Origin of the sequence: Streptomyces roseolilacinus, from assembly GCF_014649335.1 — a bacterium.
In the GTDB taxonomy this organism is placed as follows: Bacteria; Actinomycetota; Actinomycetes; order Streptomycetales; family Streptomycetaceae; genus Streptomyces; species Streptomyces roseolilacinus.
Genome location: NZ_BMSV01000013.1, coordinates 47,367 through 59,608 on the forward strand (window position 1 = coordinate 47,367; position 12,242 = coordinate 59,608).

7 protein-coding genes and 1 tRNA gene are annotated in these 12,242 nt (G+C 74.5%); 6 read left to right on the forward strand and 2 right to left on the reverse strand.

Annotated features, from left to right (window positions below):
• The first annotated feature begins 110 nt into the window (after positions 1–110).
• The 6 genes from IE106_RS26465 to IE106_RS26490 all read left to right on the forward strand — a co-directional run bounded on the left by IE106_RS26465 (position 111) and on the right by IE106_RS26490 (position 10,105).
• Positions 111–308 carry a hypothetical protein gene (locus IE106_RS26465; protein ID WP_189537747.1) on the forward strand — a complete coding sequence of 66 codons (198 nt, stop codon included), beginning with the start codon at positions 111–113 and terminating at the stop codon, positions 306–308.
• Positions 309–690: 382 nt separating this feature from the next.
• Positions 691–3,546, forward strand: coding sequence for a type I DNA topoisomerase (gene topA / locus IE106_RS26470; protein ID WP_189537748.1), 2,856 nt, complete (start codon positions 691–693; stop codon positions 3,544–3,546).
• Positions 3,547–3,772: 226 nt separating this feature from the next.
• Positions 3,773–6,880, forward strand: a complete 3,108-nt coding sequence (gene tmk / locus IE106_RS26475; protein WP_189537749.1) for a dTMP kinase — start codon at positions 3,773–3,775, stop codon at positions 6,878–6,880.
• A gap of 161 nt (positions 6,881–7,041) precedes the next feature.
• On the forward strand, positions 7,042–8,253 hold the full coding sequence (locus IE106_RS26480; RefSeq protein WP_189537750.1) for a DNA polymerase III subunit delta': 1,212 nt from the start codon (positions 7,042–7,044) through the stop codon (positions 8,251–8,253).
• A gap of 118 nt (positions 8,254–8,371) precedes the next feature.
• Entirely contained in the window at positions 8,372–9,943 is a 1,572-nt protein-coding gene (locus tag IE106_RS26485; RefSeq protein ID WP_189537751.1) for an alpha/beta hydrolase, read from the forward strand.
• Between the two features lie 85 nt (positions 9,944–10,028).
• A tRNA-Thr gene (locus IE106_RS26490) sits at positions 10,029–10,105 on the forward strand.
• Positions 10,106–10,241: 136 nt separating this feature from the next.
• Here the strand turns inward: IE106_RS26490 and IE106_RS26495 are convergent.
• On the reverse strand, positions 10,242–10,772 hold the full coding sequence (locus IE106_RS26495; protein ID WP_229840815.1) for a pyridoxamine 5'-phosphate oxidase family protein: 531 nt from the start codon (positions 10,770–10,772) through the stop codon (positions 10,242–10,244).
• A 19-nt stretch (positions 10,773–10,791) separates the two neighbouring features.
• On the reverse strand, positions 10,792–12,234 hold the full coding sequence (locus IE106_RS26500; protein WP_373295987.1) for an MFS transporter: 1,443 nt from the start codon (positions 12,232–12,234) through the stop codon (positions 10,792–10,794).
• Between the last annotated feature and the right edge of the window lie 8 nt (positions 12,235–12,242).

Here is a 12,242-nt window from a genome sequence, read left to right on the forward strand (position 1 = left end):
CCCCGGAACCGCGGCACGCGGCGGTCGGTGCCGGGCCCGTGCCGCACGCGGTCGGCTCGCGCGCGACCTGCGGGGCCCCGAGGACTGGTACGACGGAACGGGGTACGGGCATGGAGAGCGGACCGGCCATCTTCGCCGGCGCGGCGTTCACGATCTTCGGCGCGGGGCTGCTGGTGTGGACGGCGGCGCGTGTGACGCACCGCGCACCGGTGGCCCACGGGGTGAACCCGGCCACAGCCGTCGCCTTCGCCGTCGGGGCCGGCGTGGCGTTCCTGGCCCTCGGCGTGTGGTGTTTCGGCCGGATCTGACGGAGCCGCCCCCACCGCTCCGGCGGCCGGCGCCGCCGACACCGCCACGACCAGGGACGTACCCCTCCGAGCAGGCCGAACCGGGCGGAGACCGGCGACCCGGACGGCCCGGCGCACGGCGCGGACCGCCCTTCGCCGGAACGCGGCCCTCCGCACCGCGAAGGGAGTCCGGGCGGCAGGAAGGGCAGAAGTCGGGTTACCGTTCGAGTGGCCGTTGCGGGCTTTCGCCGTTTGACACGGGGGCGGGTTGTACCGTCACACTCCGCAGCGACAGCAGCGCCACAGCCGTGGCGCAGTGCCCGCAGTGCCCGCGGTGCGCCCCGGACGGGGCGGCGTCGCGCCGCACATGCACCGAGCGCCGACCGGAGAGAAGAGCGAAGAGTTGTCCCCGACACGCGAGACCGCACAGGGCGGCCGCCGACTCGTCATCGTCGAGTCCCCTGCCAAGGCGAAGACGATCAAGGGCTACCTCGGCCCCGGCTACGTCGTCGAGGCGAGCGTCGGGCACATCCGCGACCTCCCGAACGGCGCCGCGGAGGTGCCCGAGAAGTACACCGGCGAGGTGCGCCGGCTCGGCGTGGACGTCGAACACGACTTCCAGCCGATCTACGTCGTGAACGCCGACAAAAAAGCCCAGGTCAGGAAGTTGAAGGAGCAGCTCGCCGAGTCCGACGAGCTCTACCTGGCCACCGATGAGGACCGCGAGGGCGAGGCCATCGCCTGGCACCTCCTGGAGGTCCTCAAGCCCAAGGTCCCCGTCCACCGGATGGTCTTCCACGAGATCACCAAGGACGCGATCCAGCAGGCCGTCGCCAACCCCCGCGAGCTGAACAAGCGGATGGTCGACGCCCAGGAGACCCGCCGCATCCTGGACCGGCTGTACGGCTACGAGGTCTCGCCGGTCCTGTGGAAGAAGGTCATGCCCCGGCTGTCGGCCGGCCGCGTGCAGTCCGTCGCCACCCGGCTCGTCGTCGAGCGGGAGCGCGAGCGCATCGCCTTCCGCTCCGCCGAGTACTGGGACCTCACCGGCACCTTCGGTACCGGCCGCGCCGGCGACGCCTCCGACCCCTCGACCCTGACGGCCCGCCTCGCCTCGGTCGACGGCCGCCGCGTCGCCCAGGGCCGTGACTTCGGTTCGGACGGCCGCCTCAGGGGCGACCAGGTCCTCCACCTCGACGAGGCGAACGCCCGCGCCCTGGCCGCCGCGCTCGCCGACACCCGGTTCGCCGTCCGCTCGGTCGAGTCCAAGCCGTACCGCCGCTCCCCGTACGCGCCGTTCCGCACCACCACCCTCCAGCAGGAGGCGAGCCGCAAGCTCGGCTTCGGCGCGAAGGCCACGATGCAGGTCGCGCAGAAGCTGTACGAGAACGGCTTCATCACCTACATGCGCACGGACTCCACGACGCTGTCCGACACGGCCGTCGCCGCCGCCCGCGCGCAGGTCACGCAGCTGTACGGTGCCGACTACCTGCCGGGCGCGCCGCGCACGTACGCCGGGAAGGTCAAGAACGCGCAGGAGGCGCACGAGGCGATCCGCCCCTCGGGGGACCGTTTCCGCACGCCCGCCGAGACCGGACTGACCGGCGACCAGTTCAGGCTGTACGAGCTGATCTGGAAGCGGACCGTCGCCTCCCAGATGAAGGACGCGGTCGGCGACTCCGTCACCGTCCGGATCGGCGGCCGCTCCTCGGACGGCCGCGACGCCGAGTTCAGCGCCTCCGGCAAGACGATCACCTTCCACGGCTTCATGAAGGCGTACGTCGAGGGGGCCGACGACCCGAACGCCGAGCTCGACGACCGCGAGCGCCGCCTCCCGCAGGTCGCCGAGGGCGACGCCCTGGCCGCCGAGGAGATCACGGCGGACGGCCACGCCACCAAGCCGCCGGCCCGCTACACCGAGGCGTCGCTGGTCAAGGAGCTGGAGGAGCGCGAGATCGGCCGCCCGTCGACGTACGCGTCGATCATCGGCACGATCCTGGAGCGCGGCTACGTCTTCAAGAAGGGCACGGCGCTCGTCCCGTCCTTCCTCTCCTTCGCCGTCGTCAACCTGCTGGAGAAGCACTTCGGCCGGCTCGTCGACTACGACTTCACCGCGCGGATGGAGGACGACCTCGACCGCATCGCGCGGGGCGAGGCCCAGGCCGTGCCGTGGCTGAAGCGGTTCTACTTCGGCGAGACGGTGCCCGGCAGCGGCTTCGCCGCCGGGGGCGCGGGCGCCGCCGACGCGGGCAACGGCGACGGCGACCACCTCGGCGGCCTGAAGGAGCTGGTCACGGACCTGGGCGCGATCGACGCCCGGGAGATCTCCTCCTTCCCCGTCGGCAACGACATCGTGCTGCGCGTCGGCCGCTACGGCCCGTACATCGAGCGCGGCGTGAAGGACGAGGAGGGCCACCAGCGCGCGGACGTGCCCGCCGACCTGGCGCCCGACGAGCTGTCCGTGGAGTACGCGGAGGAGCTGCTCGCCAAGCCGAGCGGCGAGTTCGAGCTGGGCGCCGACCCGGCGACCGGTCACACGATCGTCGCCAAGGACGGCCGCTACGGCCCGTACGTCACGGAGATCCTGCCCGAGGGCACCCCGAAGACCGGCAAGAACGCGGTGAAGCCGCGCACGGCCTCCCTCTTCAAGTCGATGTCGATCGACACGGTGACCCTGGAGGACGCGCTCCGGCTGATGTCGCTGCCGCGCGTCGTCGGCAAGGACCCCGAGGGCGTCGAGATCACCGCGCAGAACGGCCGCTACGGCCCGTACCTGAAGAAGGGCACGGACTCGCGGTCCCTGGGCAGCGAGGACCAGCTCTTCACGATCACGCTGGAGGAGGCCCTCGCGATCTACGCCCAGCCGAAGGCCCGTGGCCGCGCGGCCGCCAAGCCGCCGCTGAAGGAGCTGGGCAACGACCCGGTGAGCGAGCGCCCCGTCGTCGTCAAGGACGGCCGCTTCGGCCCGTACGTGACGGACGGCGAGACGAACGCGACGCTGCGCAGCGGCGACAGCGTGGAGACGATCACGCCGGAGCGCGGCTTCGAGCTGCTCGCCGAGAAGCGGGCGAAGGCCCCGGCGAAGAAGACCGCCAAGAAGGCCCCGGCGAAGAAGACCACCGCGGCGAAGAAGACGGCGGCGAAGAAGACGACGGCGGCGAAGAAGACCGCCGCCAAGAAGACGACCGCCAAGGCCGCCACCGCCAAGACCGCCACGGCCAAGAAGGCGACGGCGAGGACCGGCACCTCCGACGAGTGAGGCGGCACGGCGCCCCGCGGCCCGAGGGCCCGGGGCGGCCGGCCGTCCGTCGGACACGCCCGGGCCCCGGCCCGGGCGTGTGCCCGTACCCTCTCGGCCCCGCGCCCGCCCCGCCGCACCCGTGCGGCGCGTGTGACGCGTGTGGCGCGGCACCGTACCGGGGGCCGTGCGCTCGCGCGTTCGGTCGGGGCGTATGAGTGCCGGTCCGGGCGGATAGGCTGAGGGGATGACGCGAGCCGAGCAGCCAACGGCCCTGGGCCCCACCTCAGACCCCGAAGCCTCCGACGCCGCACTCGCCGCGGACTCCCGCGAGCGCGCCGTACGGGCACTGCTGCGCAACCCACGGCTGCGCCGGCTGTGGAGCGCGTCGCTCGTCGGCGGCATCGCCGACGCCCTCGCCCTGCTCGTCCTGATCCTCCTGACCGTGCGCGCGGCCGTCACGGAGGAGACCTTCGGCGGCGGAGCGCGCGGCGCGGCCTTCGCGGTCGCCGCCGTCCTCGGCGCCCGCGCGCTGTCCACCCTGCTCCTCGGCGCCGTGCTGCTCGGCCCGATGAGCGGACTCGTCGCCTCCGGCGGCCCCCTCGACCGCCGCTGGACCATGATCGCCGCGGACGGCGTGCGGGTCGCGCTGCTGGTCGTCGCCCCGCTGTGGATCGTCTGGACGCCCGAGCAGGCCGTCCTCCTCCTCCTGGTCACGGCCTTCCTGGCCGGTGCCGCCGAGCGGTTCTGGACGATCACCAAGGACAGCGCCGCCCCCGCCCTGCTGCCCGCCCCGCCCCTGGAGGGCGCCGCCGTGCGCCCCCTGCCGGACCACCTGGGCGCACTGCGCCGGCTCTCGCTGCGCACCGGCTTCGCCGCCATCCCGGCGGCGGCCCTCGCCCTGCTGGTCACGGCCCTCGTCGGCAAGCTGCTGGCGCTCGGCGTCGACTGGTTCGCGACGCACCAGGCGGCGCTCGGCTCGTACGCGGCGGCCGGGCTGTTCGCCGGGTCCCTGTCGATCCTGTACTTCCTCCAGCTGCCCGGCACGCAGACGCCGCGCCCCCGCTCCCCGCTGGAGGGACTGCGCCGGCCGTCCACCGGCACGGGCACGGAGAAGGGCCGCACGGGCGCCATACCGCTGCTCGTCCTCGTCTGCGCCGCCGTCGCGGCGGCGGTCGCCTCCGCCGCGGCCGTCGCCGTGCTGCACGCGGCCGAGCTGGGCGGCGGCCCCGTCACGTACGCGCTGCTCGTCCTCGCCCTGACCGGGGGCACCGGCCTGGGCGTCCGCGCCGCCCGCGCCGTCCTGCCCGCCCTGTCCCGGCGCCGGCTTCTCGCCCTCGCGACCGCCGTCACCGGGGTCGCGCTGCTCGTGACGGGCCTCGTGCCCGACACGGCGACCGTGCTGTTCCTCGCGCTCGCCGCCGGCCTGTCGGCCGGTGTCGCCGCGAACGTCGGGCACACGCTGATCGACCAGGAGACCGAGGAGTTCCGCAGGACACGCCTGACCGAGCACCTCCAGGCCGTCGTCCGGGTCGCCATCGCGCTCGGCGCGCTCGCGGCGCCGCTGCTCGCCGCGGCCATCGGCCCGCGCCGCCTCGCCGGCGGGGACGTCGTCTTCGCGCACGGCGGCGCCGCCTTCACGCTGATGCTGGTCGGCGCGCTGCTGCTGCCCGTCGCCGCGCTCGTCCTCGCCAAGACCGACGACCGGTCGGGCGTGCCGCTGCGCCGCGACCTGCGCGACGCGCTGCGCGGTGCCGACCCGGCGCAGGCACCGGCCCCCACCGGCTTCTTCATCGCCCTCGAGGGCGGCGACGGCGCCGGGAAGTCCACGCAGGTCACGGCCCTCGCCGAGTGGATCCGCGCGAAGGGCCACGAGGTGGTCGTCACCCGCGAGCCGGGCGCCACGCCCATCGGCAAGCGGCTCCGTTCGATCCTGCTGGACGTCTCGTCCGCCGGGCTCTCCCACCGCGCGGAGGCGCTGCTGTACGCCGCCGACCGCGCCGAGCACGTCGACTCGCTGGTCCGCCCCGCACTGGAGCGCGGCGCCGTCGTCATCTCCGACCGGTACATCGACTCGTCCGTCGCCTACCAGGGCGCCGGCCGGGACCTCTCCCCGACGGAGATCGCCCGCATCTCCCGCTGGGCGACCGGCGGGCTCGTCCCGCACCTGACCGTGCTGCTGGACGTGTCGCCGGAGACGGCCCGCGAGCGGTTCACGGAGGCGCCCGACCGGCTGGAGTCGGAGCCGGCCGAGTTCCACGCGCGCGTACGGGCCGGTTTCCTCGCCCTCGCGGCCGCCGACCCCGCCCGGTACCTCGTCGTGGACGCCGGCCAGGAGCCGGAGGCCGTCACCACCGTCGTGCGCCACCGGCTCGACCGGATGCTGCCGCTGTCCGAGGCCGAGGTGAAGGCCCTGGAGGAGGCGCGGAAGGCCGCCGAGGAGGAGGCCCGCCGCAAGGCCGAGGAGGAGGCCCGGCGCAAGGCGGAGGCGGAGCGCCTGGAGCGGGAGCGCCAGGAGCAGCTCGCCAGGCTCCGCGCCGAGGAGGAGGAGCGCAAGCGCCGCGAGGAGGAGGAGGCCCGCCGCCGCGAGGCCGAGCGGCAGGCCGAGGAGGCCCGCCAGCGCGCGGCCGAGGCGCGCCGGCTCGCCGAGGAGGAGCGGCGGCGGCGCGAGGCCGAGGAGAAGGCCCGCCGCGAGGAGCAGGAGCAGCTGCGCAGGCGGGCCGAGGAGGAGGCCCGGCTCCGTGCCGAGGCCGAGGAACGGCGCCTGGAGAAGCAGCGCAAGGCGGAGGAGGCCCTGCTGCGCGCGGAGGAGGCCCGCCGTCAGGCGGCGGCCGAGGCCGAGGCGGCGGCCGCCGCTGCCGCCGCTGCCGCCGCGGCCAGGGCGACCGTGTCGCCCCACGACGTGACGGTGCCGACCCCGGTCGTACGGCCCGAGGAGATCACGCAGCCCCTGCCCGCGCCCCGCATCGGCCTGCGCAAGGACGACGAGGAGACGCAGCGCATCAACATGCGCAAGGACGAGGAGCCCGCGTTCCGCCCGGAGGAGGAGACCCAGCGCATCGACATGCGCAAGGACGACCCCGCCCCGGACGTCGCCGAGACGGCGGTCCTGCCGCCCGTACGCGACGAGCGGCCCGACGACCGCGTGCCGCCCGGTTTCTTCCGCGACGAGGTCCGGCCCGGCGCCGACGACCGGACCCGTGAGCTGCCCCAGGTCGACGAGCGGGGCCGGCCGCGGCGAGGCCGCCCCGACTGGGCGGAGGAGACCCCGCTGGACGACCTGCCGTCCCTGGCCGACGAACTCCTCGGCGGCCAGGACGACGAGGACGGCGGCAGGGGCGGCCGCCGCCGCTGAGGCCCGACCTCGGACGCCGGGCCCGGACCTCAGTGCCGGTCCCGGGCGTGGCGGTAGACGGCCCGTCCCGGCCGGCCGGAGCGGACGGCGTTGTCGGAGGGCTCCGCCACAATGGGGGACGCCGGTGGAAGGGCCGCCGTGTGAGGAGAAGGTGGTGACCCGTGCCCGTATGGGATGACCTGGTGGGCCAGGACCGCGTCCAGGCGCAGCTCGCCGCCGCCGCGCGGGACGCGGACGCCCTCGTCACGGCCGCGGCCCAGGGCGCCGAGGCGCCCGACGCGGCGAAGTCGAAGATGACGCACGCCTGGCTGTTCACCGGGCCGCCCGGAGCGGGCCGGGACACCGCCGCCCGCTGCTTCGCGGCCGCCCTCCAGTGCGTCAGCCCCGACCGGGCGCTCGGCGGGGAGCCCGGCTGCGGCTTCTGCGACGGCTGCCACACCGCCCTGATCGGCACCCACGCCGACGTGGAGGTCATCCGCACGGACCTGCTGTCCATCGGCGTCAAGGAGACCCGCGAGCTCGTCCGGCGCGCGCAGCTCTCCCCGGCCGGCGGCCGCTGGCAGGTCATCGTCCTGGAGGACGCCGACCGCCTCACGGAGGGCGCCGGGAACGTCCTGCTGAAGGCCGTCGAGGAGCCCGCGCCCCGCACGGTCTGGCTGCTGTGCGCGCCGTCCCTGGAGGACGTGCTGCCCACGATCCGCTCCCGCTGCCGGCACCTCACGCTGCGCACGCCGCCGGTGGACGCCGTCGCCGACGTGCTCGTACGGCGTGACGGCATCGACCCGGAGACGGCCGCCGCCGCCGCTCGCGCCACCCAGGGCCACATCGACCGCGCCCGCCGCCTCGCCACCGACGAGCGCGCCCGCGCCCGCCGCGCCGCCGTCCTCAAGCTGCCCCTGCGCGTCCAGGACGTGGGCGGGTGCCTCAAGGCCGCCCAGGAGTTGATCGACACCTCCGGGGAGGACGCCAAGCAGCTCGCCGAGGAGACCGACGTCAAGGAGACCGAGGAGCTGAAGGCGGCCCTCGGCGGGGGCCAGGGCGGCCGCATGCCGCGCGGCACCGCGGGCGCGATGAAGGAGCTGGAGGACAGGCAGAAGCGCCGCAGGACCCGCACGCAGCGCGACAGCCTGGACCTCGCCCTCGGCGACCTGACCGGTTTCTACCGGGACGTCCTCGCCCTCCAGCTCGGCACGCGCACGGCGATCGCCAACGAGGACGTGCACGACGCGCTCGACCGGATCGCCCGCGCCAGCACGCCCGAGTCGACCCTGCGCCGGATCGAGGCCGTCCTCGCCTGCCGCGAGGCCCTCGACCGGAACGTGGCGCCGCTGCTCGCCGTGGAGGCCATGACCCTGGCCCTGCGCGCCGGCTAGCCCTCGGCCCCGCGCGTGGCGGTCAGCCCCCTGGCCCCGCGCGCCGGTTAGGCCGTACGGGTAGGACGCGCGCGGATCCCCGGTCGCCCCGTGTGACCGCGCGACTACGCTCCGGTGAATGCGCCCACGCCGTCTGCCCCGCACGTCCGCGTCCGCCGCCGCGCTCGCCCTGCTCCTCGCGGCGGGCTGCACCGGGAGCGGCGCCCCCCGGGACGTCCCGGCGCCGCACGCCACCGCGCCCGCCGTCGTGCCCGCCGCGTCCGTCTCGCCCGACCCGGCCGCGCTCCGCCCGTACTACGCCCAGCGGCTGAGCTGGCGCAACTGCGGGACCTCGGGCTTCCAGTGCGCCACGCTCCGGGCGCCCCTCGACTACGCGCGGCCGGGCGGCGCCCAGATCCGGCTCGCCGTCGCCCGCGTCAAGGCCACCGGCCCCGGCAAGCGCCTCGGCTCCCTGCTGGTCAACCCGGGCGGCCCCGGCGGCTCCGCCGTCGGCTACCTCCAGGGGTACGCCGGGCTCGCCTACCCCGCCCCCGTCCGCGCCCGGTACGACATGGTCGCCCTCGACCCGCGCGGCGTGGCCCGCAGCGAACCGGTCCGGTGCCTCGACGGACCGGACATGGACGCGCACACGCAGGTCGACCCGACCCCGGACGACCGGCGGGAGACCGACCTGCTCGCCGCGTCCTTCAAGAGGTTCGCCTCGGCCTGCGCGAAGAGGTCCGGCCGGATCCTGCCGCACGTGTCCACCGTGGAGGCGGCCCGCGACATGGACGTCCTGCGCGCCGTGCTCGGCGACGGGAAGCTCACCTACGTCGGCGCGTCGTACGGGACGTTCCTCGGTGCCACGTACGCCGAGCTGTTCCCGTCCCGCACCGGCCGCCTCGTCCTGGACGGCGCCATGGACCCGTCCCTCACCGCCGCCCGGCTGAACCTCGACCAGACGGCCGGCTTCGACACGGCCTTCCGCGCCTTCGCCGCCGACTGCCTGACCCACCCCGACTGCCCCCTCGGCACCACGTCGGTACGGGACGCCACCGCCCGCATGCGGGCGTTCCTCGCCCGGCTGGACCGCGCGCCCGTCCCCACCGGCCAGGACCGGCCCCTCGGCGAGGCCCTCGCCACGATCGGCGCGATCACCGCCATGTACGACGAGGCCGCCTGGCCCCAGCTCCGCACGGCGCTCACGCACGCGATGGACGGCGAGGGCTCCGGCCTCCTCGCCCTCGCCGACAGCTACTACGAACGCGACGGCGACGGCGGCTACTCCAACCTCATGCCCGCCAACGCCGCCGTGAACTGCCTGGACCAGCCACCCGCCTTCACCACCCCCGCGGCGGTCGCCGCCGCCGTGCCGTCCTTCGAGAAGGCGTCCCCCGTCTTCGGCCGCGGCCTGGCCTGGGCGTCCCTGACCTGCGCGTACTGGCCCGCGAAAGCCACCGGCGCCCCGCACCGCATCACCGCCGAGGGCGCGCCCCCGATCGTCGTCGTCGGCACCACCCGCGACCCGGCCACCCCTTACAAATGGGCCCGGTCCCTCGCCGCCCAGCTCTCCTCCGGCGTCCTCCTCACCTACGACGGCGACGGCCACACCGCCTACGGCCGCGGCAGCGACTGCGTCGACACCGCGATCAACACCTACCTCCTGGAGGGCACGCCCCCGCCCCCGTCCCAGCGCTGCCGCCAGTCGTAGGGCCCCGGAAAGGGTGTGCGTGAGCACCCCTTCCACCTGTGTAGACTTGTCCTCGCCGCTGCACCCCCAGGGGAGCACGTGGCGCGCCGCCTTAGCTCAGTTGGCCAGAGCAACGCACTCGTAATGCGTAGGTCTCGGGTTCGAATCCCGAAGGCGGCTCCACCGAACCCCAGGTCAGATAATCGCTGACCTGGGGTTCTCTGTTGTTGGGCAAGCGCGTCACACGGTTGGGGGCGGTGGGACGGATTGCGCGAGGGGAGGGGCCGCGGTGAGGGCCGCTCGTCTTGCCCACGACCCTTCAGCCGGCGGCTTTGTCCGAGGACCTCGAGCCGGCAGGCCCGGACACCGCCGGGGCCGGTTCCTGCTTCCGCCGGAGTGTGCCGCGCAGGTCGGAACCGCGGACGAGCCGTATGCGCCACGGCTCGATCCGCAGCACGTGGTAGCCGGGACCGCCAGGCGGGTAAGGGGACGGGTCGTGACCCATGCCGGGCGGACCGCCCCGCTCGTACACCTCCCACGCGTGGACCCTGGATCCCTCGTCCGCTGCCCAGGTCGGGACGCTGTCCACGAAGACCGCGTTCTGCCGGGGGCTCCAGTACGCGCACGTCGTATGGGGGTTGCCCGCGAGGTGAGCGCTCTTGACGGGAGCCGGGTACGAGGCGAGCCAGCCGACCGGTTCGCCGTCGATGACCTCCCCCACGGGCAACAGCACGCGAGCGCGCGGGCGGTTCCGACGGTCGACCGTGATCATGGTCGCGTACTCGGTGTCCCGGACGTGGGCGAGGAAGGCGTCCTGGATCTCGGAGAACCCGCTGACGGTGACGGTCACGGGCCTGTCCTTCCCGGGGTCAGCGGGAGACGGGGGAGCCCATGTGCCCGGCGACGGCCTTCACCGCGGCGGGCGGTGCGTCTCCTCGCCGGAAGCGCAGGCCGAAGGCGCCGACGGCAGCGGCGAGGGCCGCTGCCACGAACGGGACGAGCAGACCGGCCCGGTAGCCGTCCAGCAGGGCGGCGGGAGTCTGGGCGCGGGTGGCGGCCGCGCTGACGGCGGTGACGGCCGAGAGCCCGAGGGCCGCACCGAACTGGAAGGCGGTGTAGAGGAGACCGCCGGCGAGTCCTTGCTCCTCCTCCGGGACCCCCTCCGTGGCGACGATGGTGAGCGGGCCGTACGCCAGGGAGAAGGCGAGACCGAGAGCGATCAGGCTCGGGAACATCACCGCGTAGCTCCAGTCCGCGCCCACCGGAAGGAACAGTCCGTAGGAGAGCACCGCGAGCAGGAGACCGCCGAAGATCACCTTGGCGTTGCTGAAGCGGTCGACCAGCCGTGGGGTGAGGGTCGGCGAAAGGATCGCGTCGATGCCGATGACCAGCATCGCGAAGCTCGTCTGCAGTGCCGACCAGCCGCGCAGTTCCTGGAGGTACAGCACCACCAGGAACTGGAAGCCGAAGAAGCCGGCGGAGAACAGCATCGCCGAGAGGTTCGCCCGGACCAGGGAGCCGTTGCGGAAGACGTCCAGGCGTACCAGGGGATCCGCGGAACGCCGTTCGATGACGAGGAAGGCCACGAGGAACGCCGCCCCGGCCAGCAGTGTGCCGACGCTGACGGCGGCCCCGGCGTGGGCCGCACGCTCGACCCCCAGCACGATCAGGACGAGGGCGGCGGTGACGGTGAGCGCGCCGGCGGTGTCGACGTGCTTGCCGGATCCGTCGGGGCGCGCGGACTCGGGGACGAACACGAGGGCCGCGACGAGGATGAGGAAGGAGAGCGCGACCGGGGCGAAGAAGACCCACCGCCAGTCGACGGCGGTGAGCAGCCCGCCGGTGACCAGACCGACCGTGAAGCCTCCTGCGGCGGTGCCCGAGTAGACGAGCAGTGCCTTGTTCCGCTCCGGCCCTTCGGCGAAGCTCGTGGTGATGATGGACAGACCCGCCGGAGTCATGAAGGCCGCGGCGACGCCTGTGACGAACCGGGCGGCGATCAGCATCCACCCCTCGGTGGCGATGCCGCCGAGCCCGGAGAACAGCAGGAACACGGCGAGCCAGAAGACGAACATCCGACGGCGTCCGAACAGATCGGCCGCCCGTCCGCCGAGGAGCATGAAACCGCCGTAACCGAGGACGTAGGCGCTCATGACCCACTGCAGTTCACCGGTGGGCAGGCCGAGATCGGCGCGGATCGCCGGCAGGGCCACGTTGAGCATGGCCACATCGATGCCTTCGAGGAAGATCGCGCCGCACAGCACGAGCAGGATGCCCCGCTTGCGCGCGTTCAGCCCGTCGGAAGCGCTCAAGGCACTCA